Genomic DNA, 21220 nt, shown 5'->3' on the forward strand with positions numbered 1-21220 from the left:
AAGCCGTGAACACCGACACCACCGCTCTCGTTCCCGCCGTCACCGCCGCCGTCCGCCGGGCCGGTGCCCGCATGCTGAAGCGCTACTCGCCGGAGTCCCGCGCCTCGTCCCTCACCGAGATCGTCGAGGCGGTCCGCGCCAACGACGCCGCCGTGGCCGACCTGCTGAAGCCCGAACTGGAGGAGATCCGCCCGCAGGCCCGCTGGCTCGACGACGAGCACGGCCACGGGCCCCTCCCCGAGGGCGAGTGGTGGCTGATCGACCCGGTCGGCGGCAACATGAACGCCGTCCACGGCATGACCGACTGGAACATCGGCGTGAGCCTCGTCCGCGACGGCCGCCCGGTGCTCGCCGTCGTGTTCTTCCCGCTGTTCGACGAGATGTTCACGGCCACCGACGGCGGCGGCGCGTTCCTGAACGGCGTGCGTCTCCACGTCTCGGACAAGACCTCGCTCGACGGTGCCCTCGCCGGCACCGGGCAGGCCCAGCCGGGACAGGGGCCGGAGATGGCGGACCGGGTCGGCGCCGCGTACGCCACGATGGCCAAGCACGCCCTCTACGTTCGGATCTCCGTGCCGGTCACGCACCAGCTCGCCCAGGTCGCCGCCGGGCGGATGGACCTGCACTGGCAGTACGACAACGTGCGCGCGCACGCCTCAGGTGTGCTGCTCGTGCAGGAGGCGGGCGGGATAGTCACGGATCTCGACGGCAAGCCGTGGGAGCTGACGACCCGCGAGTACCTGGCGTCCGCGCCAGGCGTGCACGCCGCCGCGCTGGAACTTCTCTAGTCCTCGACGGTCCACACGAGCGTGTTCAGGTCGACCTCGGGGCGCACGCTCCAGCGGACCTGGATGATCTCGGTCGCGTCCGGCAGCACGAACACGCTGTGCCCGCCCGCCGTCTCGCCCGGCTGCACGCCGAGCTTGTGGGCGGGCCGCGAGGACAGCGACACGGGCGCCTTCGTCACGGTCTCACCGGTCTTCGTCACCAGCACCAGGTACATGTCCGGCAGCGAGGTGAACGGCACCTGCGAGGTGTTCGTCACCTCGGTGTGCACGACCACGGCCCGTTCGCCCTCGGCGAGCTTGTAGCCGGCCGCGGTGAACAGGAAGTCGGCCGGGTCCACGACCTCGACCAGCTGGATCGACAGGCGCGCACCTTCGAGGCTGTCCGCGTCGAGGGCCGAGCCGATCTTGCCGGTCCGCGAGACGGGCCTGGGCTGCGGCTGGTCGGCGCGCACCCAGCCCGCGGACTGCGGCGGACCCCACGTCTGCTGCGGCGGCTGCTGGGCGGGGAACGGCTGGCTGATCGGGCCCTGCGGACCGTAGGGCTGCTGCTGGACCGGGTGCGGGCCGCTCTGGTGCACGGCGTACGGCCCGGACGGCGGACCACCCAGGTAGTTTCCGTAGGCGGCGGCGTTCGCGAGGGCCCTGCGGATGCCGTTCGGGTCGCACTCCACGCCCACCAGCAACGGCAGGCCGCTGCCCGAAAGCGTGATCAGGCGCATGGCGGCCTCGCGCGGGTCCATGCCCAGGCGCTGGGCGATCTCGTGCACGGCGGCGCGACCTGACTCGGCGAGGACGGCGAGCAGGCGTGCGTCTACGGGATCGGGGGCCACCACTGTTCGAACGCTACCCGCCGGTCCTGACAGCCGTGACACCGCGTACCCGATCGAGATCAAGGCGACAAACCCCCGTGCCTCCGTGAGGTGATCTTGGCGGCGGGATAGGGTTGGCGGATCCGGAATTCGCGTCCTTCCCACGCGTCCGTTCGATCTCCTGGAGGTACCGTGGCGGACTCGTTTGTGCATCTGCACGTGCACACCGAGTACTCGATGCTCGACGGTGCGGCCAAGGTGGCACCGCTGTTCGAGGAAGCCGGGCGCCTCGGCATGACGGCGGTCGGCATGAGCGACCACGGCAACATGTACGGGTCCGACGAGTTCTACCAAACGGCGACGAAGACGGGCATCAAGCCGATCATCGGCATCGAGGCCTACCTCGCGCCGCACAACCGCCTGCACAAGAAGCCGGTCTTCTGGGGCGACCCGGGCCAGCGCGGCGACGACATCTCCGGTGCCGGCGCGTACACCCACATGACGATGTGGGCGCGCAACGCCGACGGCCTGCGGAACCTGTTCCGGCTGCACACCGAGGCGAGCAAGACGGGCTACTATTACAAGCCCCGCATGGACCGCGAGCTCGTCGCGCAGCACGCCGACGGCATCATCGCGACGACCGGCTGCCCGTCCGGCGAGGTGCAGACCCGGCTGCGGCTCGGGCACACCGCCGAGGCGCTCCAGGCCGCGGCCGACTACCAGGACATCTTCGGCAAGGAGAACTTCTTCCTGGAGCTGATGGACCACGGCCTCGACATCGAGCGCCGGGTCCGCGAGGGCCTGCTGGAGATCAGCAAGAAGCTCGGCATCCCGCCGCTCGCGACCAACGACAGCCACTACGTCACCAAGGACCAGGCGGACACGCACTCCGCGTTGCTCTGCGTGCAGTCCGGCAAGATGCTGACCGACCCGAACCGGTTCAAGTTCGACGGTGACGGTTACTACCTGAAGTCGTCCGAGGAGATGCGGCAGATCTGGAAGGACCTGCCCGAGGCCTGCGACAACACGCTGCTCGTCGCGTCGATGGTCGAGTCCTACGACGACATCTGGAGCATCAAGGACCGGATCCCGAACTTCGAGGTCCCCGAGGGCGAGGACCAGGCGTCCTGGTTCCGCAAGGAGATCCAGCGCGGCCTGGAGTGGCGCTTCCGCGGGTCCGAGGTGCCCGAGGAGTACATCAAGCGCTGCGACTACGAGGCCCAGGTCATCATCGACAAGGGCTTCCCGGCGTACTTCCTCATCGTCGCCGACCTGATCAACTACGCCCGCAGCGTCGGCATCCGCGTCGGTCCGGGCCGTGGTTCCGCGGCGGGCGCGGCCGTGTCGTGGGCGATGGGCATCACGAACATCGACCCGATCCCGCACGGCCTGCTGTTCGAGCGGTTCCTGAACCCCGAGCGCACCGCCATGCCCGACATCGACATCGACTTCGACGACCGCCGTCGAGGCGAGATGATCCGGTACGCGAGCGAGAAGTACGGCGCCGACAAGGTCGCCCAGGTGATCACGTTCGGCACCATCAAGACCAAGGCCGCGCTGAAGGACTCGGCGCGTGTCCACCACGGTCAGCCGGGCTTCGCGATCGCCGACAAGATCTCCAAGGCGCTGCCGCCGCCGATCATGGCGAAGGACATCCCGCTCAACGGCATCATCAACAAGAGCCACCCGCGCTACGGCGAGGCGGCCGAGGTCCGGTCGCTGCTCGAGACCGACGTGCAGGTGAAGGAGATCTTCGACACCGCGCTCGGTCTCGAGGGCCTGATCCGCAACGCCGGTGTGCACGCGTGTGCGGTCATCATGTCGAAGGACCCGCTGTCCGACTCCATCCCGCTCTGGTACCGCGACGACGGCTCGTTCATCACCGGCTGGGACTACCCGTCGTGCGAGAACATCGGCCTGCTGAAGATGGACTTCCTCGGGCTGCGCAACCTGACGGTCATGGGCGACGCCATCGAGAACATCGAGATGAACCGGGGCAAGGAGGCCGTCCCGGACTTCGACACGCTCCCGATGGACGACCCGGAGACGTACGCGCTGCTCGGCCGCGGTGACACGCTCGGCGTGTTCCAGCTGGACGGTGGCCCGATGCGCGACCTGCTGCGCCGCATGCAGCCGACGTCGTTCGAGGACATCGTCGCCGTCGGCGCGCTGTACCGCCCCGGCCCGATGGGTGTGAACGCGCACAACGACTACGCGGACCGCAAGAACGGCCGCCAGGAAGTGAAGCCGATCCACCCGCAGCTCGCCGAGCCGCTCAAGGAGATCCTCGGCGAGACGCACGGTCTGATCGTCTACCAAGAGCAGATCATGTTCATCGCCCAGGAGGTCGCGGGCTACTCCATGGGCCGCGCGGACGTGCTCCGCAAGGCCATGGGCAAGAAGAAGGCCGAGGTCCTCGCGAAGGAGTTCGAGGGCTTCCAGGCGGGTATGCGGGCCGATCCGCGCGGGTTCTCCGACGAGGCGATCCAGGCGCTGTGGGACACGATCCTCCCGTTCGCCGGCTACGCGTTCAACAAGTCGCACGCGGCCGCGTACGGCCTGATCTCGTACTGGACCGCGTACCTCAAGGCGAACTTCCGCGCCGAGTACATGGCCGCCCTGCTCACCTCCGTCGGTGACAACAAGGACAAGTCCGCGGTCTACCTCGCGGAGTGCCGCCGCCTCGGCATCAAGGTCCTCCCGCCGGACGTCAACGAGTCGGCGCTGCGGTTCTCCGCGGTCGGCACGGACATCCGCTTCGGCCTGGGCGCGATCCGCAACGTCGGCGCGAACGTCGTCGAGTCGATCATCAAGACCCGCAAGGAGAAGGGCGCCTACACGTCCTTCACGGACTTCATGGACAAGTCCGAGCTCGTCGCCTGCAACAAGCGCGTGATCGAGTCGCTGATCAAGGCGGGCGCGTTCGACTCGTTCGGCAACACGCGCCTCTCGCTGATCCAGGTGCACGAGGACGCGGTCGACGCCGTCGTCCCGATCAAGCGCAAGGAGGCGGAGGGCCAGTTCGACCTGTTCGGCGCGGACAGCTCCGACGAGCCCGACGACAGCGCGTCCCCCTTGGCGCACCTCAAGTTCGGCACCGACGAGTACCCGCGCAAGCAGATGCTCAGCCTCGAGAAGGAGATGCTGGGCCTCTACGTCTCGTCGCACCCCCTCGACGGCGCCGAGCGGATCCTGCGCAAGTTCGCGCCGCGGCCGATCGCCGTCGTGCTCGACGACCCGCCCAAGGAAGGCGAGCTGATCGTCTCGGGCATGATCTCGTCGATCGAGCGCCGGGTGAACAAGAACGGCCTGCCGTGGGCGATCACGGTGATCGAGGACCTGGACGCGTCCATCGAGGTCCTGTTCTTCCCGAAGTCCTACGAGGTCCTGCGCGACGACCTGGAGCTCGACTCCGCGGTCTGCGTGAAGGGCCGCGTGAACTGGCGCGAGGACAAGATGGCGATCTTCGGCGACGGGGTCGTCCCGCTCGACATCAGCGACGCGGAGGCGAACCCCGGCGCGGAACCGCCGCTCGTCCTCGGGTTGCAGACCAAGACGCTGACGCCGGAGCTGATCGAGGAACTGAAGATCGTCTTCAAGTCGCACGAGGGTTCGGTCGCCGTGCACCTCGAGGTGCAGAAGCGCGACAAGTCGAAGGAGATGCTGGTGGTGGACAACTTCCGCGTCCAGCCGACGCCGTCGCTCTTCGGTGACCTCAAGACGATCCGCGGCGTGACGATCCAGCGATAAGGCCGAAAAGTGGTCATGCGGCCTATATCGGACCCTGCGTGAGGATCGGTCGACAAAGGGTGGCGAGGCGTGAGTAAACGGGGTTAACTGGGTGAGGTGACGACACTCACCCAGCTGCCCGACGACTACGTCCAGAACCCGCACGCGGTGCACGACATGCTGCGTGCGGAGGGGCCGGTGCAGGAAGTCCGCATGCCGCGTGGGCTCAAGGTCTGGCTCGTGACCCGGTACGACGAGGCGAAGACCGCCCTCACCGCTCCGGAGGTCAGCAAGAACGTCGTGGAGGGCGGCCACCTCATGGTCGCGCACTCCGCCGACCCCGAGCAGGTCCGCAGGTTCGAACCCAGTTTCTCCGCGAACATGCTCAACCTGGACCCGCCCGACCACACCCGGCTGCGCAAGCTCGTGACCAAGGCGTTCACCGCCCGCCGCGTCGAGTTGCTGCGCCCGCGGGTGCAGGAGATCGCCGCCGAGCTGATCTCCCAGCTCAACGACGGCGACGAGGTCGACCTGCTGGACGTCTTCGCGTTCCCGCTGCCCATCACGGTGATCTGTGAGCTGCTCGGGATCCCGATCGACAACCGCGACGACTTCCGCGAGTGGTCCAACCAGCTGCTGTCCTTCGGCACGCCGGAGCAGGTGCAGGCCGCGGGCGGCGCGATGGCCGCGTTCCTCCTGCAGCACGTCACCGCCATCGCCGAGGCCGAGCCGAACGACACCTTCTTCTCCGCTCTCGTGCACACCGAGGACGCCGGTGACCGGCTGACCACCGAGGAACTGGTCTCCATGGCGTTCCTGCTGCTCGTGGCGGGCCACGAGACGACGGTGAACCTCATCGGCAACGCGGTGCTGTCGTTGCTGCGCAACCCGGACCAGCTGCAGATCCTCAAGGACCGCCCGGAGCTCATCCCGGCGAGCACGGAGGAGTTCCTGCGGCTGGAGGGCCCGGTCAACATCGCGACCTTCCGCTACACCAAGGAGCCCCTCGACCTCGGCGGCGTCAAGGTGCCCGCCGGCGAGATCCTGATGGTGTCGCTGGTCGCGGCCAACCGCGACCCGCAGCGCTACGAGAACCCCGACCAGCTCGACGTGACGCGGTCCGCGCAGGGCCACGTGGCGTTCGGCCACGGCATCCACTTCTGCCTCGGCGCGCCGCTGGCCCGCCTGGAGTTCGACGTGGCGATGACCCAGCTGCTGGCGCGGTTCCCGAACCTGGCGCTCGCCGCGGAGCCGGAGACGTTGGTGTGGCGGGACAGCACGCTGATCCGCGGCCTGCACACCCTCCCCGTCCGCCTCGCCTAATGTGCAGCGGGTGGACGACCTGCTGAAGCTCGACCAGGCGCACGTCTGGCACCCGTACGGCCCGATGCCGGGCACCCAGGAACCGCTGCTCGTCACGGAGGCCTCGGGTGTCCGGCTCACCCTCGCGGACGACCGCGAGCTCGTCGACGGCATGTCGTCGTGGTGGGCGGCGATCCACGGCTACCGCCACCCGGTGCTCGACGCGGCCGTCACCGGGCAGCTCGGCCGGATGAGCCACGTGATGTTCGGCGGGCTCACGCACGAGCCCGCCATCCGGCTCTGCGAGAAGCTCGTCGAGATCACGCCTGCCGAGCTGCAGCACGTGTTCCTGTGCGACTCCGGCTCGGTGTCGGTCGAGGTCGCCGTGAAGATGTGCCTGCAGTACTGGCGCTCGCGCAACCGGCCGGAGAAGAGCCGGCTGCTGACGTGGCGCGGCGGCTACCACGGGGACACGTTCAACCCGATGTCCGTCTGCGACCCCGAGGGCGGGATGCACTCGCTGTGGCGGGGAATCCTGCCGCAGCAGGTGTTCGCGGACGAACCGCCGGCCGAGATGGACACCGCGTACGTCCAGCACCTCGCCGACCTGGTCGAGCAGCACGCGGACGAACTGGCCGCGATCATCGTCGAGCCGGTCGTGCAGGGCGCGGGCGGCATGAGGTTCCACGACCCGCGTTACCTGCACGTGCTGCGAGAGCTGGCGTACACACACGACGTGCTCCTCGTGTTCGACGAGATCGCCACGGGCTTCGGGCGCACCGGCGAGCTGTTCGCCGCCGACCACGCCAACGTCAGCCCGGACGTCATGTGCCTCGGCAAGTCGCTGACCGGCGGCTACCTGACGATGGCGGCCACGCTGTGCACGTCACGGGTGGCCGACGGGATCAGCAAGGGCGAGGTGCCGGTGCTGGCGCACGGACCGACGTTCATGGGCAACCCGCTGGCGTCGGCGGTGTCGCTGGCCTCGATCGACCTGTTGCTGTCGCAGGACTGGAAGCGTGAGGTTGCTCGCATCGAGCAGGGCCTGAAGGAAGGCCTCGCGCCCGCACGCGCGTTGCCCGGCGTTCGGGACGTGCGCGTGCTGGGCGCTATCGGCGTCGTGCAGCTGCATGAGCCCGTGGACATGGCACGAGCCACGAAGGCCGCTGTGGACGCTGGTGTGTGGCTCCGGCCGTTCCGCGACCTGATCTACACGATGCCGCCGTTCATCAGCACGGACGACGACATCGCGGCGATCTGTCAGGGCGTGATCGCGGCCGCGAGCTGAGTGTCGGTCGGCTCGACCAGGAAGTCGCCGTTCGGGAGCACGACGACGGGGATGTTCTTGCGGCCCGCGATCTCGATCGCCCGGTCCCGCGCCTCGTCGTCGTGCTCGACGTCGACGTAGGTGAACGGCACGTCGTTGCGGGTCAGCCAGGACTTGGCCCGGCGACAGTCACCACACCATTCGGCGCCGTACATCACGATCGGTTGCTCACTCATGCTGCGTATTTTGCCGCTCCTCCGGAGGCGGCGCCGCGGTCGCCCAGCAGTCGGCCGTCCGGCCGACTCCTTCGTGCCGAATTGGGCTCCGCCGAATTCGGCACGAAGGGGTGACCGGACGACCGACGCGACCGCGGGGTACCTCACGCCCTAAGGTGGTGGTTCGTGAGCGTGCTGGTGATCACCGGAACCGGGACAGAGGTCGGCAAGACCGCCGTCACCGCGGGCATCGCGGCGCTGGCCAGGGCAGAAGGAAGACGGGTCGCGGTGCTCAAGCCCGCGCAGACCGGCCTGCTGCCCGGCGAGCCCGGCGACGTCGCGGAGGTGGCGCGGCTGGCGGGCGACGTGACGACGCGTGAGCTGGCCAGATATCCCGACCCGCTGGCTCCCGCCACCGCGGCCAGACGTGCGGGCATGGCCACCGTGCCTCCCAAGGACGTCGCGGCGGTCGTGACGGAGCTCGACGAGACCCACGACCTCGTGCTGGTCGAGGGCGCGGGCGGGCTGCTGGTGCGGTTCGACGAGGACGGCTCGACGCTGGCCGACGTCGCGTGGGCGGTGAACGCGCCGGTCCTGATCGTGGCCCAGGCGGGGCTCGGCACGTTGAACACGACCGCGCTGACCGCCGAGGCGCTGCAGCGGCGCGGGCTCGAGTCCATCGGCGTCGTGGTCGGCAGCTGGCCGTCGCACCCCGACCTCGCGTCGCTCACGAACCTGGCGGACCTGCCGGAGGCGGCGGGCGCCCCGTTGCTCGGCGCGCTGCCGCAAGGTGTGACGAAGCTCGGTCCGGTGGACTTCCTGGCGGTCGCCAAGAGATCGTTTTCACCGTGGTTCGGCGGGGAGTTCGACCCGGAGACGTTCGCCGCTCAATTCGCGGTCCAGTGACCTACGTCGCTCCACGATGAAGGATTCAGTGCGGCATAGTGCACGCCAGGCCACAGGAGGAGGAGAGACCGTGACCGCAGCGCCGGAACAGATCGACGTGCTCGACGAAGCTCGTGAGCAGGTGCTCGAACGAGGCGTCGGGCTCACCGAGGCTCAGGTGCTGAAGGTGCTGGAGCTCCCCGAAGAGCGCATCCCGGACCTGCTGGCCCTGGCGCACGAGGTCCGCGAGCGCTGGTGCGGCCCGGAGGTCGAGGTCGAGGGCATCGTCTCGCTCAAGACCGGCGGCTGCCCCGAGGACTGCCACTTCTGCTCGCAGTCGGGCCAGTTCCCCTCGCCCGTGCGCTCGGCGTGGCTGGACATCCCGGGCCTCGTCCGCGCGGCGCGGCAGACCCGCGACACCGGCGCGACCGAGTTCTGCATCGTCGCGGCCGTGCGCGGGCCCGACAAGCGGCTGCTCTCGCAGGTGCGCGACGGCATCAAGGCCATCCGCGAGGACGGCAACGACATCCAGATCGCCTGCTCGCTGGGCATGCTCACGCAGGAGCAGGTCGACGAGCTCGTGGCGATGGGCGTGCACCGCTACAACCACAACCTCGAGACCGCCCGCTCGCACTTCCCCGAGGTCGTCACCACGCACTCCTGGGAGGAGCGCTGGGACACGCTGCGGATGATCCGCGACGCCGGCATGGAGGTCTGCTGCGGCGGCATCATCGGCATGGGGGAGACGCTGGCGCAGCGCGCGGAGTTCGCCGTGCAGCTCGCGGAGCTCGAGCCCGACGAGGTGCCGTTGAACTTCCTCATCCCGAACCCCGGCACGCCGTACGAGAACTACCCGGTCGTGGAGGGCGCGGAGGCGCTGCGCACGGTCGGCGCGTTCCGGCTCGCGCTGCCGCGCACGATCCTGCGGTTCGCGGGCGGGCGCGAGCTGACGTTCGGCGACCTGGGCGCGAAGCAGGGCATGCTCGGCGGCATCAACGCGATCATCGTCGGCAACTACCTGACGAACCTCGGCCGTCCCGCGCAGCAGGACCTCGACATGCTGGAAGAGCTGTCGATGCCCATCAAGGCGCTGAGCCAGACCCTGTGATGATCGCTCTCGTGTACTGCTCCTTCTGCGGCAAAGAGGAAGCTGACGGCGACCACGCGGTCTGCCGTCAGCGGCTGTCCGTGATCGACCCGCCGCGGTACTGCCCGGAGTGCGCGCGCCGCATGGTCGTCCAGGTGACCCCGGACGGCTGGACGGCGCGCTGCAGCCGCCACGGAGAGACCGCTTCGGCTCGGTAGTAACCTCTCGCGAATGGACGAGAACGCAGCGCCGGTGCGCATTGATCCCGTGCCGGAGCCGCCGTACGTCTACCACTACTACCTGCGGCCGCGGGCGAAGGTAGTAGTGAAGCGAGACCTGCTGCCGAGCCTCGTGGTGGCGCTGACGACGTTCGCGTTCGGGCTGCCCGCCGCGTACCTCTGGTCGTGGCTGGCGCCCGCGCAGCTCAAGATCGTGTCGCCGCAGGACGGCAAGTTCTACCCGATCGGGGTGGAGAGCTACCACCGGCTCGACGCGCTGATGATGTTCGTGCTGATCGGCATCGGCGCGGGCGTGATCACCGGGATCGCCACGTGGCTGCTGCGGCAGCGGCGCGGGCCGGTCGTGATGCTGGGCATGACCGCGGGCTCGTTCGCGGCGGGGTGGATGGCGCAGTGGATGGGCGGCAAGCTCGCCGCGGGCGCCTACCCGCTGCCGGCGTCGATCAAGCCGAACGACACGTTGCTCGTCGCGCCCGCTCTGGAGACGTGGTGGGGAATCCTGGCGTGGCCGCTCGGCGCCGCGCTGGCGTACGGCTGCTGCGCGGCCTGGAACGGACTGGACGACCTGGGACGGCGCCTCGGGTAGTCGAGGCGCCGCCCTCTTCGGTCACCCGACGCGGTAGGCGAAGTCGGGCATGTCCGTGACGAACATCTGACCGGGCGCGTGCGTGATCGCGAACGGTGGCTTCTACTTCATCAGCACCGCCTGCGGCGTGACCCCGCAGGCCCAGAACACCGGCACGTCACCGGGTTCCGGCTCGATCGCGTCGCCGAAGTCGGGGCTGCGCACGTCGTCGATCCCGAGCAGGTGCGGATCTCCCGCCCCGACCGGTGCGCCGTGCACCGCCGGCATCAGCGACGTGACCTTGTGCGCGATGTCCACAAGGGACTCCGGGATCCAGCGCATCGACACGACCATCGGGCCGTGCAACCGTCCGGCCGGCCTGCACTGCACGTCCGTGACGAACATCGACACGTTCCTGCCCTGGTCGACGTGCCGCAACGGCACACCGGCGTTGGTGAGCGCGGTCTCGAACGTGAAGCTGCAGCCGATCAGGAACGTCACCAGGTCGTCGCGCCAGTGCTCGGTGGCGTTCTCCGGCTCCGCCACGAGCTCGCCGTGCTCCCAGATCCGGTAGCGCGGCGCGTGGGTCCGCACGTCGGCGTCCTGCTTGAGCGAGCTGACCGTCTCGCCGGCGTCCAGCACGTCGAGCACCGGGCACGGCTTGGGGTTGCGGTGGGTGAAGAGCAGGAAGTCGTACGCCCAGTCCCGGGGGATGGCGATGAGGTTGGCCTGCGCCTGGCCCGGCGCCTGTCCCGCGGTCGTCATTCGAGCTCCTTGTTGACGGTCTCCGGCAACCAGATCAGGGCGACGACGGCGATCCCGTACGCGGCCGCCCCGAACAGCATCGCACCGCCGATGCCGAGCCGGTCGGCCATGAACCCGACCAGCCCCGGGAACACCGCGCCGAACGCGCGCCCGAAGTTGTACGTGAAGCCCTGCCCGGTCCCGCGGAGCTGGGTCGGGTAGAGCTCGGACAGGTAGCTGCCGAACCCGCTGAAGATGGCCGACATGCAGAACCCGAGCGGGAAGCCGAGGAACATGACCAACGTGTTGGCACCGTTGGGGATCTGCGTGTACGCCACGATCAGCAACGCGCTGGCGATCGCGAACACGGTGAAGGTCTTCTTGCGCCCCAGGTAGTCCGTGAGATAGCCGCCGCACACGTACCCGATCCACGCGCCCGTGATGAGGAACGCGAGGTACCCGCCCGTGCCGATGATCGTGAGGCCGCGCCCGGTCTGCAGGAACGCCGGCAGCCACGTCGCGAGCGTGTAGTACCCGCCCTGCACACCGGTGGCGAGCAACGCGGCGAACAGCGTGGTCTTGAGGATCGGCCCCTGGAAGATCTTGGGGAACGTGCCGCGTTGTTTGGGCTGGGCCTTGACCTCGGGGGCGTCGTCGACGTTGCGGCGCACGTAGAAGATGAGGATCGCGGGCAGCGCACCCGTCCAGAACATGATCCGCCAGCTGATCGCGGGGTCGGCCAGGCTCGCCACCAGCGTGTTGACGACGACCGCGAGCCCCCAACCCACGGCCCACGCGCTCTGGATGAACGCCACCGTGCGCCCGCGGTACTTCGGCTTGCAGTACTCGGCCACGAGGATCGCGCCGGCCGCCCACTCGCCGCCGAAGCCCAGTCCCTGCAGCGCGCGGAAGACCAGCAACGTCTCGTAGTTGGTCGCGAACCCGCACAGCACGGTGAAGAACGCGTACGCCGCCACCGTGATGATCAGCGTCTTGGACCGGCCGAACCGGTCGGCCATGATGCCCGCGACCGCGCCGCCGATGGCGCTCATCAGCAGCGTGCTCGTGCCCAGCAGACCGGCTTCCGCCTTGGTGAGGCCGAAGTAGCCGGTGATCGCGACCAGGCTCAGGGGCAGGACCCAGTAGTCGTACGAGTCCAGCCCGTAGCCGCCGAAGGCGCCGACGAACGCGCGCCTGCCCTTCTGGCCGAGACTGCGGAACCAGGCGAAACGGCCTGTGTCCTCGGTCGTGGACGTGCTCATGGGACACCTCGCAACGTGGTGGAGGAGTGGTCGAGTGTGATGTGCACGTCAGAGTAAGGATTGTTCAACAATCCCACAAGGCTACATTTCAACGATCCGACGATCGGCGTGTTGGGGCTGGGCTCGATGGCTCCCGGGGTGCGGCTCAACGGCGTGCGGCAGCGGGTGCCGGGGCGGCCTGCTCACGGCTTTTCAGCGCTTCAGGCTCGTTACGCCCACAATCCGCCGTTGGTTTCGGTGCCGTGGCCCCGCGACCGCAGTCCGCCGCCTCCAGCTCCACAGTTCGCAGCTATCGCCCCCGCGGCCCACGCCGCCACTGCAGCCCGCTCTGATCGCTGCCCGCCACAACCCGGCATCGCAACCCGCGCCGCAGTCCTGCCGCCGCGCCCCAGAGCACGTCCCCAGCGCTACCGCGATCTCAATCCCAGCCGCTACTCACCTGATCGCACCACAACCGGCTCCGGCCACGCGTCCGCAGCCGCGGCTCAGCTTGGCTGCGACCTCCGACCTGAAGGTGCCTCGACCAACCCCGACCCCAAGTCGCGCCGCCACTCCCAAACAGGGCCCGCCTCAACCGCCCAGCCATCACAGCCAAGGCCCAGCCCCAGCCAAGGCCTGCCGGTCGCGCCACCACTCCAACCCCAGCCCCAGCCACGCCCCCGCGCCGCAGCCCGCCCCTAGTTCGGGCTGGGCACGTGCCCGAACTCCGTCAAAGGCACCGGCACAGCCTTCAAAGCGCTCAAAATCCCGGTCTCCCGGTGCAACATCCGCCGAACCAACCGCAACCGCCGAGCCGGCGACCGCTCCTCCAGCAACCGCTGCCGATCCTCCACGGGCAACAGGCAGTCAGCCGCCAGCAGGTACGACAAAGCCCCCAACTCCACATCGGAGGCAGGCGAGGACCAATCCTCCTGGTGCCAGGCCGCCCCGCAGTACCGCTCATGCGCCGCACGAGCCCCGCGTTCCAGCAACGGCACCACCTCCAGAGCGGCCTCGGGCACCGGGGCGTCCTCCAGGTACTCGACGGTCCCGAGCAGGTACGGCGCCGTGGTGGTGTCGACGTCCAGCAGCCGGAACCGGCGCACCCCGCGCGTCACGATGTCGAAGCGGCCCTCGGGCAGGGGCCTGGCGTCCAGCAGGTCCGCCGAGCAGCCGATGTCCTGCAGGGAGCGGACGTTGTCGGCGCCCACCTCCCAGCCCTCCTTGATGCACACGACGCCGAACGTGCGGCCGAACAGCGAGCCGGTCATCAGGTCGACGACGAGCTGGCGGTAGCGCGGTTCGAAGATGTGCAACGGCAAAGACGCCCCTGGCAACAGCACGGTGCCCAGGGGGAACAACGGAAGCGTCTCTGCCACGCGTGCAACGTTACGTGGTGCCACCTCCGCCTGCTGGACGGCCGGATCCCGGCGGTCTCAGCACGGCGAACGGATCGGTCACCTTGATTCCCTTGGCGCTGAACCGGAACAGTGCGGCGGGACGGCCTCCGGACGGGCCGGGGGGAGCGGTGCCACCTGTGGGTTCCAGCAGCAGGCGGCGGGACAGCACGCGCTGCAGGTTCGTCGCGGACACCCGGTAGCCCAGCGCCGCCGAGTAGTGGTCGCGCAGCAGCGAGATCGTGAACTCCGGGGGCGCCAAGGCGAACCCGACGTTGGTGTACGACAGCTTCGAGCCGAGCCGGTGTCGTGCTCGCGCGACGATCGAGGCGTGGTCGAACGCCATGGCGGGCAGCTTGTCGACGCAGTGCCAGGCGGTGTCCGACGGCACTTCCGGGTCGACGTCCGAAGGCACCAGTCCGAGGAACGCCGTCGCGACGACGCGGGGACCGGGAACGCGGTCCGGGGCGCTGAAGACGGCCAGCTGCTCCACGTGTGACAGTTGTCGCACGTCGACTTTTTCCGCGAGCTGGCGGCGGATGGAGGACTCGACGTCCTCGTCCACCCGCAGCTCGCCGCCGGGCAGCGACCAGCGGTGAGCGTGTGGCTCCCGTGCGCGCTCCCACAGCATGACCTGGAGTGACGCACCTCTCACCCGCAGCACGGCTGCCAGAACTTCGTGCCCCACACCTGCCACCCGGCTGATACTATCGGCCACGTTTTCGACCAATAGGCGAAAACCCCGGATCGAGGAGGCAGTGATGGTCGCTACCGCAACCGTGGGGCGAACCGCGTCAGGCGTGTACGGCGGAGTCGAGCCGAACGCGGCGTGGCGGGACGAGGTGTTGCGCCTCGCCAAGGAGCGGGACGCCGTCATCCTGGCGCACAACTACCAGCTGCCCGAGATCCAGGACATCGCCCACCACACCGGCGACTCCCTGGCGCTCAGCCGGATCGCCGCGCAGTCCGACGCGCAGACCATCATCTTCTGCGGCGTGCACTTCATGGCCGAGACCGCGAAGATCCTCGCGCCCGAGAAGACCGTGCTCATCCCGGACGAGCGCGCGGGCTGCTCGCTCGCCGACTCGATCACCGGCGCGCAGCTGCGCGAGTGGAAGGCGCAGCACCCCGGTGCGGTCGTCGTGTCCTACGTGAACACCACGGCCGAGGTGAAGGCCGAGACGGACATCTGCTGCACGTCCTCGAACGCCGTCGACGTCGTCGCGTCGATCCCGGCCGACCGCGAGGTGCTGTTCTGCCCGGACCAGTTCCTGGGCGCGCACGTCAAGCGCGAGACCGGCCGCGACAACCTGCACATCTGGGCGGGCGAGTGCCACGTCCACGCCGGCATCAACGGCCCCGAGCTCGCCGAGCGCGCCGCCGCGAACCCGGACGCGGACCTGTTCATCCACCCCGAGTGCGGCTGCGCCACGAGCGCGCTCTACCTGAGCGGCGAGGGCATCGTCCCGGCGGAGAAGGTCAAGATCCTCTCGACCGGCGACATGATCAGCGCCGCCCGCAGCACCAACGCGAAGAAGGTGCTCGTCGCGACCGAGGTCGGCATGCTGCACCAGCTGCGCAAGGCCGCCCCGGAGATCGACTTCCGCGCCGTCAACGACCGCGCGTCGTGCACCTACATGAAGATGATCACGCCGGCCGCGCTGCTGCGGTGCGTGCGTGAGGGCCTGGACGAGGTGCACGTCGACCTGGAGACCGCCAAGCGCGCCCAGGGCGCCGTGCAGCGCATGATCGAGATCGGCCAGCCCGGCGGCGGTGAGTGATGGCCGCGCGCTGGGAAGCGCGAGCCGACCTGATCGTGGTCGGCACCGGCGTGGCGGGTCTCACCGCCGCGCTGCGGGCTCGTGAGCTGGGACTTCGCGTTCTGGTCGTCACGAAGGCCGCGGGCGACGACGGCAACACGCGCTGGGCGCAGGGTGGTGTCGCCGTCGTCATGGAGGACCAGCACGACCCCGGCGACTCGGTCGCGAAGCACATCGGGGACACGCTGACGGCGGGCGCGGGCCTCTGCGACGACACGGCGGTCGCGGCGATCATCACCGACGGCCCCGCGGCCGTCGCCCGGCTGCGCGAGCGCGGTGCCGTGTTCGACGCGAGGCCGGACGGCCTGCTCGAACGCACCCGCGAGGGCGGCCACAGCGCGTTCCGCGTCGTGCACGCCGGCGGTGACGCGACGGGCGCCGAGGTCGAGCGCGCGCTGCTGAAGGCCACTGTGGACGGACGGGTTCCCCTGCTGGAGAACCACGTCGCGGTCGACGCGGTGAAGACGCCGCTCGGCGCGGTGGCCGGACTCCTGGTGCTGGACGGCAACGGTGTGCCCGGCGTGCTGACCGCGCCCGCCGTGCTGCTCGCGACCGGTGGCCTCGGCCAGATGTACCAGGCGACCTCGAACCCTTCCGTGGCAACGGGAGACGGTCTCGCGCTCGCCCTCAGGGCGGGCGCGCTGGCCGCGGACGTCGAGTTCATCCAGTTCCACCCGACCGTCCTCTACACGGGCCGCGGCGCGCGAGGCCGGTGCCCGCTCGTCACGGAGGCCGTGCGCGGCGAAGGCGCGGTGCTGGTCGACGCGACGGGCGCGCGCGTCATGAAGGGCGTGCACCCGCTGGAGGACCTGGCCCCGCGCGACGTCGTGGCGGCCGCGATCACCCGGCACATGGCGACCGAACCCGGTGGCGTCGACGACCACGTCTTCCTGGACGCGACGGCGTTGCGCGACATGGCGACCCGCTTCCCGACGGTCTACTCGGCCTGCGTCTCGGTCGGCGTCGACCCGGCCGTTGATCCGATCCCGGTCGCCCCCGCGGCGCACTTCGCCTGCGGTGGCGTGGTGTCCACGGTCGACGGCCGCACCGGGGTGACCGGTCTGTACGCGGTCGGCGAGGTGGCCCGCACCGGCCTGCACGGCGCGAACCGCCTGGCGTCCAACAGCCTGCTCGAAGGCCTGGTCTGCGGCACCCGTGCCGCCGAGACGGTGGCCGCCGACCTCGCGATCGGCCTGATCGCGCCCGCCCGCACCGTCGACCCGGTCCTCCCGATCGCCCCGGTCGCGGACCGCGACCTGCTCCAGCGTGTGATGTCCCGCTACGCCGCCATCGGCCGCGACGCCGAGGGTCTGGCCGTCGTCGGCTCGGTGCTCGACGTGTCCACAGTGGACAAGCAACTGGAGTCGCGCGAACTGGTCGAGGACGCGGCGCTGACCACGGCCGCCCGTGCCCTGATCGCCGCGGCCCAGCAGCGCACCGAGTCGCGCGGCTGCCACGTCCGCACGGACTTCACCGGGCGTTCGGACGCCTGGCAGCGCAGCCAGCTCGTCCGGCTCACCCCGACCGGCCAGCCCGTGCTGGCCGATCCCGTTCTCGCAGAAGGTGTCGCATGACCATCGACTGGGACGACGCGAACCGGGTCATCCAGCTCGCGCTGGAGGAGGACCTCCGCTACGGCCTCGACGCCACGACGCTGGCGACCGTGCCCGAGAAGGCCGTCGCGACCGCCGAGATCACCCCGCGAGCAGCGGGCGTGCTCTGCGGCGTCTCCGTGGCACGAACGGCTTTCCAGCGCTACCTGCCGGAGATCGAGGTGGTCTCCGAGGCCGAGGACGGCTCCAAGGCCGTTCCCGGAGAGCCCGCGCTGGTGCTGACCGGCCCGACCCGAGGCCTGCTCACCGTCGAACGCACGGCGCTGAACCTGATCTGCCACCTGTCCGGCATCGCCACGCAGACCGCCCGCTGGGTCACGGCGATCGAGGGCACCGGCGCCGCCGTCCGCGACTCCCGCAAGACGTTGCCGGGCCTGCGTTTGCTGCAGAAGTACGCGGTCCGAGCAGGCGGCGGCGTCAACCACCGCATGGGCCTCGGCGACGCGATCCTCATCAAGGACAACCACGTCGCCGCGGCCGGCTCGGTCGGCGCCGCCATCCGCGCCGCCCGCGCCCACGCGCCGGAGCTGCTGATGGAGGTCGAGGTCGACAGCCTCGACCAGCTCGACGAGGCGTTGGCCGAAGGCGCGGAACTGGTGCTGCTGGACAACTTCACGCCCGAGCAGTGCGCGCGGGCCGTCGAGCGCAGGCCGGACGGCGTGAAGCTGGAGGCGTCCGGCGGACTCACGCTGGACGTGGCCCGCGCGTACGCCGAGACCGGCGTGGACTACCTCGCGGTGGGCGGGTTGACGCACTCCAGCCCGTCACTCGACCTCGGCCTGGACCTGAAGTAGCGGCGGCCGGTACCGCTCCACGCCGGCCGGACGGGCGCCGGGGAAGTTCTGCACCCGGCGCCAGCCAGCGGTCCTCGAACCGACACCGTTGCCGTCCGACAGCGCGTCGACGTGGTCCTGCGCGCTGACCCACTCCGCGTAGTTGATGACCTGCCTGCCGTCCTCCCGGATGTGGAAGGCTGCGGAGATCCCACCGGGGTGCGGGTTCGGCTCACTCGCCAGCGCGACGAACACCGAGTCGATCCACGCCCGTGCGGCGGTTTCATCGTCGGTGTCGACGGTGACGAGCACGACGCAGCCCACCTCCCGCTGGTCGCGCGGGCCGCCGGAGCGGTAGAGGGTGAAGCCGTCGATCTCCTCGCGGCCGCGGACGAAGGCGGGCAACTCGGGAAGTGTCATGCCCCGATCGTGCGGGCTCGACCTAACTGGAGGTCAAGCGCCTGTTGGCGAGCACCGGCAACACCTCGCGCGCCTTCGCCACCACGTCGAAGTCAAGGTCGACGACCGTCTCGGACACCTGCTCCGACAGCTGTACCACGACATTTCCGAACGGGTCCGCGACCGTCGAGTACCCGATCCCGGTGGGTGCCGTCGACCCGAGATCACCGGGGAAGGCCTGCCCGCAGGCCACCACGAACGACGTGCAGTCCAACGCGCGCGCCCGCACCAGCAGTTCCCACTGCTCCTTCTTGCCGGGCCCCGCTCCCCAGGACGCCCCGACCAGCACGGCGGACGCCCCTTCGTCCGCCAGCGCCCGGAACAGCTCGGGGAAGCGGATGTCGTAGCAGGTGGCCACGCCCAGCGTGACCCCGTCGACCTCGAACACGACCGGCGACGAACCCGGCGCGACCGTCCGCGACTCCTGGAACCCGAACGCGTCGAACAGGTGGATCTTGTCGTAGCCCACGTGCAGGTCCGGCCCGGTCACCAGCAGTGTGTTCGTCACCCGGTCACCGGAAGGCGTGAACATCCCGGCCACGACCACCACGTCGTGCTGCACCGCGATCTCGTGCACCGCCGAGGCCCACGGACCGTCCAACGGCTCCGCGACGGGTCCGAGAGGCACGCCGAAACGGCACATCGTCGCCTCCGGCAGCACCACGACGCGCGCACCCTCGGCCCGGCGCACCGCGTCACGCACGAGTTCCAGGTTGGACCGGGGATCGGTGGTCGAGCTGATCTGACTCACGGCGATGCGCATGGGCCTCACTGTAGGGTCCGACTCGTGCGTTCCCCACTGCTCCTAGTCGTGTTGCTGGCCGTCGCGGGCTGCACCGAGACCGCCGCACCCCGCCCGGACGGTGGGTCGAACGGCACGTCGATCGTGCTCGCGGACCGCGACGAACCCACGACGCTGAACCCGTTGCTCGGCTACGGCGCGCAGGGTGTGTCGAAGATCTACGACGGGCTCGTCGAGCACCGCCAGGACGGGTCGCTCACCCCGCAGCTCGCGGCCGACCTGCCGGAGCCCGCGTCGGACGGGCTGAGCTGGACTGTCAAGCTGCGCGGTGACGTGAAGTTCACCGACGGCAGCACGTTCGGGGCCGAGGACGTCGTCGCCACCTACACCGCGGCGCTGCAGACGCCGGTCAAGGAGCGCTTCAGCACGCTCAAGAGCGTCGAGCAGCTCGACCCGTCGACGGTCCGCTTCACGCTCACGCAGACGCAGGCCGCGTTCCCGCACCTGCTCGTGCTCGGCGTCCTGCCGAGCGAGCAGGCGAACCCGGACGGGCAGCCCGTCGGCACCGGCCCGTACAAGGTCAGCGAGTGGAAGAAGGGAGACCGGCTGCTGCTGGAGGCCAACGAGGGCTACTTCGGCGGCGCGCCCAAGGTCAAGAAGGTCACCGTCGTCTTCGTCACCGACGACAACCAGCGCGCCCGCCGCATGCAGGACGGCGAGTTCGACGGCACGGTGCTGCCGCCCAAGATCGCCACGTCGTTCGCCGGCAGGTCCGGCCTGACCGTGCAGTACCACCGCAGTGCCGACTACCGCGCCGTGCGGCTGCCTGCGGCCAACCCGGTGACGGGCAACGCGTCCGTGCGCCTCGCGCTCAACTTCGCCGCGAACCGCCAGGGCATGATCGACAGCCTGCTCGACGGCAAGGGCACGATCGCCTACACGCCGGTGCCGGACGCGCTGGCCGAGGAGTTCGACCCGACCGCGAAGTTCCGCTTCGACAAGGCGGAGGCGGCGCGGCTGCTCGACGTGGGCGGCTGGGTGCCCGGCGCGGACGGCATCCGGGTCCGCGAGGGCGTCGCGGCCCGCTTCACGCTGATGTACCCGCTGGGCGACGACCTGCGGGCCGACCTCGCCACGGCGTTCGCGGCCGACGCCAAGGCCGTGGGCGTGGACGTGCAGCTCGCCGGCCTGTCGTGGGAGGCGATCCGGCCGCGCATGGCCCAGGACGCGCTGCTCTACGGCGAGGGTTCGCCGTTCGACCCGGACCTGATGCTCTACGACCTGCGCGGCCAGGGCAGTCCCGCCGCCGACGCCGCGCTCGAGAACGGCCGCAAGCTCATCGACCCGGCGCAGCGGGCCGTGGCGTACAAGCTCTTCCAGCAGGCGTTCGTCGCCGCGCCGTCGATGGCGGTGCTGGTGTTCCCCGAACACGCGTACGTGGTGCGCGACTCGTGGAACGGCTACCAGCCCGTGGTCGACCCGAACTCCTACGGCGCGCTGGCCTGGGGCCCGTGGTGGAACCTGGAGAAGTGGGAGCCCAAGTAG

19 protein-coding genes and 1 pseudogene are annotated in these 21220 nt (G+C 69.9%); 12 read left to right on the forward strand and 8 right to left on the reverse strand.

Features of this window, described 5'->3' with window-relative positions; all coding sequences use genetic code 11:
* Positions 1-5: 5 nt before the first annotated feature.
* Positions 6-788 (forward strand): inositol monophosphatase family protein, encoded by a 783-nt coding sequence (locus ND450_RS41310; protein ID WP_253323450.1) that lies wholly within the window; start codon positions 6-8, stop codon positions 786-788.
* On the opposite strand, the gene ND450_RS41315 is transcribed toward ND450_RS41310, so the two are convergent.
* On the reverse strand, positions 785-1621 hold the full coding sequence (locus ND450_RS41315) for an AsnC family protein (RefSeq protein ID WP_253323451.1): 837 nt from the start codon (positions 1619-1621) through the stop codon (positions 785-787). The genes ND450_RS41310 and ND450_RS41315 overlap by 4 nt on opposite strands.
* Positions 1622-1834: 213 nt before the next feature.
* Here ND450_RS41315 and dnaE point away from each other — a divergent pair, with 213 nt between their 5' ends.
* From dnaE to ND450_RS41330, 3 genes are all read left to right on the forward strand, one after another.
* Complete coding sequence (gene dnaE / locus ND450_RS41320) at positions 1835-5347, forward strand: DNA polymerase III subunit alpha (protein WP_253328133.1); 3513 nt, start codon at positions 1835-1837, stop codon at positions 5345-5347.
* A 96-nt stretch (positions 5348-5443) separates the two neighbouring features.
* Entirely contained in the window at positions 5444-6649 is a 1206-nt protein-coding gene (locus ND450_RS41325) for a cytochrome P450 (protein ID WP_253323452.1), read from the forward strand.
* Between the two features lie 64 nt (positions 6650-6713).
* Positions 6714-7916, forward strand: a complete 1203-nt coding sequence (locus ND450_RS41330; RefSeq protein ID WP_253328134.1) for an adenosylmethionine--8-amino-7-oxononanoate transaminase — start codon at positions 6714-6716, stop codon at positions 7914-7916.
* Here the strand turns inward: ND450_RS41330 and ND450_RS41335 are convergent.
* Positions 7889-8131 (reverse strand): glutaredoxin family protein, encoded by a 243-nt coding sequence (locus ND450_RS41335; RefSeq protein WP_089917236.1) that lies wholly within the window; start codon positions 8129-8131, stop codon positions 7889-7891. The two genes, ND450_RS41330 and ND450_RS41335, sit on opposite strands and share 28 nt — an antisense overlap.
* Positions 8132-8296: 165 nt before the next feature.
* Between ND450_RS41335 and bioD the strand changes: the two genes are divergently transcribed.
* From bioD to ND450_RS41355, 4 genes are all read left to right on the forward strand, one after another.
* The gene (bioD, locus tag ND450_RS41340; protein ID WP_253323453.1) at positions 8297-9016 is read left to right on the forward strand and encodes a dethiobiotin synthase; all 720 of its coding nucleotides are present in this window, start codon (positions 8297-8299) and stop codon (positions 9014-9016) included.
* A gap of 70 nt (positions 9017-9086) precedes the next feature.
* A complete protein-coding gene (gene bioB, locus ND450_RS41345) occupies positions 9087-10103 on the forward strand; it encodes a biotin synthase BioB (protein ID WP_253323454.1) in 1017 nt (338 codons plus the stop codon).
* Positions 10103-10300: a hypothetical protein gene (locus ND450_RS41350; RefSeq protein WP_253323455.1), complete on the forward strand. Its 198-nt coding sequence runs from the start codon at positions 10103-10105 to the stop codon at positions 10298-10300. Before bioB ends, ND450_RS41350 begins: the two co-directional genes overlap by 1 nt.
* 13 nt (positions 10301-10313) lie before the next feature.
* Positions 10314-10907, forward strand: a complete 594-nt coding sequence (locus ND450_RS41355) for a DUF2567 domain-containing protein (RefSeq protein ID WP_253323456.1) — start codon at positions 10314-10316, stop codon at positions 10905-10907.
* Between the two features lie 21 nt (positions 10908-10928).
* Here ND450_RS41355 and ND450_RS41360 read toward each other — a convergent pair.
* The 4 genes and pseudogenes from ND450_RS41360 to ND450_RS41375 form a co-directional block, all read right to left on the reverse strand.
* Positions 10929-11651: pseudogene (locus tag ND450_RS41360) on the reverse strand (putative hydro-lyase).
* The gene (locus tag ND450_RS41365) at positions 11648-12892 is read right to left on the reverse strand and encodes an MFS transporter (protein ID WP_089917227.1); all 1245 of its coding nucleotides are present in this window, start codon (positions 12890-12892) and stop codon (positions 11648-11650) included. Before ND450_RS41365 ends, ND450_RS41360 begins: the two are co-directional and overlap by 4 nt.
* Positions 12893-13569: 677 nt before the next feature.
* Complete coding sequence (locus tag ND450_RS41370; protein ID WP_089917225.1) at positions 13570-14250, reverse strand: LON peptidase substrate-binding domain-containing protein; 681 nt, start codon at positions 14248-14250, stop codon at positions 13570-13572.
* Between the two features lie 10 nt (positions 14251-14260).
* A complete protein-coding gene (locus tag ND450_RS41375; protein WP_256557391.1) occupies positions 14261-14956 on the reverse strand; it encodes an NUDIX domain-containing protein in 696 nt (231 codons plus the stop codon).
* Between the two features lie 73 nt (positions 14957-15029).
* On the opposite strand from ND450_RS41375, the gene nadA reads away from it, so the two are divergent.
* From nadA to nadC, 3 genes are read left to right on the forward strand one after another with little or no spacing between them, the layout of a single operon-like run.
* The gene (gene nadA, locus ND450_RS41380; protein WP_253323457.1) at positions 15030-16049 is read left to right on the forward strand and encodes a quinolinate synthase NadA; all 1020 of its coding nucleotides are present in this window, start codon (positions 15030-15032) and stop codon (positions 16047-16049) included.
* Positions 16049-17662 carry an L-aspartate oxidase gene (locus ND450_RS41385; protein WP_253323458.1) on the forward strand — a complete coding sequence of 538 codons (1614 nt, stop codon included), beginning with the start codon at positions 16049-16051 and terminating at the stop codon, positions 17660-17662. Before nadA ends, ND450_RS41385 begins: the two co-directional genes overlap by 1 nt.
* Positions 17659-18495, forward strand: coding sequence for a carboxylating nicotinate-nucleotide diphosphorylase (gene nadC / locus ND450_RS41390; RefSeq protein WP_253323459.1), 837 nt, complete (start codon positions 17659-17661; stop codon positions 18493-18495). The genes ND450_RS41385 and nadC overlap by 4 nt, the downstream gene beginning before the upstream one ends.
* On the opposite strand, the gene ND450_RS41395 is transcribed toward nadC, so the two are convergent.
* Together ND450_RS41395 and ND450_RS41400 are read right to left on the reverse strand one after the other, a co-directional pair.
* Complete coding sequence (locus ND450_RS41395) at positions 18466-18894, reverse strand: antibiotic biosynthesis monooxygenase (RefSeq protein WP_253323460.1); 429 nt, start codon at positions 18892-18894, stop codon at positions 18466-18468. The two genes, nadC and ND450_RS41395, sit on opposite strands and share 30 nt — an antisense overlap.
* Positions 18895-18916: 22 nt before the next feature.
* Complete coding sequence (locus tag ND450_RS41400; RefSeq protein ID WP_253323461.1) at positions 18917-19696, reverse strand: carbon-nitrogen hydrolase family protein; 780 nt, start codon at positions 19694-19696, stop codon at positions 18917-18919.
* Between the two features lie 24 nt (positions 19697-19720).
* On the opposite strand from ND450_RS41400, the gene ND450_RS41405 reads away from it, so the two are divergent.
* The gene (locus ND450_RS41405; RefSeq protein ID WP_253323462.1) at positions 19721-21220 is read left to right on the forward strand and encodes an ABC transporter substrate-binding protein; all 1500 of its coding nucleotides are present in this window, start codon (positions 19721-19723) and stop codon (positions 21218-21220) included.

Source organism: Lentzea sp. HUAS12 (assembly GCF_024125735.1).
Taxonomy (GTDB): Bacteria; Actinomycetota; Actinomycetes; order Mycobacteriales; family Pseudonocardiaceae; genus Lentzea; species Lentzea albida.

Bases quoted from the DNA above. Each gene is read 5' to 3' on its own strand.
- dnaE (WP_253328133.1), top strand. From the start codon at position 1,835: ATGCTCGACGGTGCGGCCAAGGTGGCACCGCTGTTCGAGGAAGCCGGG.
- ND450_RS41330 (WP_253328134.1), top strand. From the start codon at position 6,714: ATGCCGGGCACCCAGGAACCGCTGCTCGTCACGGAGGCCTCGGGTGTC.
- ND450_RS41335 (WP_089917236.1), bottom strand. From the start codon at position 8,131: ATGAGTGAGCAACCGATCGTGATGTACGGCGCCGAATGGTGTGGTGAC.
- ND450_RS41350 (WP_253323455.1), top strand. From the start codon at position 10,103: ATGATCGCTCTCGTGTACTGCTCCTTCTGCGGCAAAGAGGAAGCTGAC.
- ND450_RS41355 (WP_253323456.1), top strand. From the start codon at position 10,314: ATGGACGAGAACGCAGCGCCGGTGCGCATTGATCCCGTGCCGGAGCCG.
- ND450_RS41365 (WP_089917227.1), bottom strand. From the start codon at position 12,892: ATGAGCACGTCCACGACCGAGGACACAGGCCGTTTCGCCTGGTTCCGC.
- nadA (WP_253323457.1), top strand. From the start codon at position 15,030: ATGGTCGCTACCGCAACCGTGGGGCGAACCGCGTCAGGCGTGTACGGC.
- ND450_RS41385 (WP_253323458.1), top strand. From the start codon at position 16,049: ATGGCCGCGCGCTGGGAAGCGCGAGCCGACCTGATCGTGGTCGGCACC.
- nadC (WP_253323459.1), top strand. From the start codon at position 17,659: ATGACCATCGACTGGGACGACGCGAACCGGGTCATCCAGCTCGCGCTG.
- ND450_RS41395 (WP_253323460.1), bottom strand. From the start codon at position 18,894: ATGACACTTCCCGAGTTGCCCGCCTTCGTCCGCGGCCGCGAGGAGATC.
- ND450_RS41400 (WP_253323461.1), bottom strand. From the start codon at position 19,696: ATGCGCATCGCCGTGAGTCAGATCAGCTCGACCACCGATCCCCGGTCC.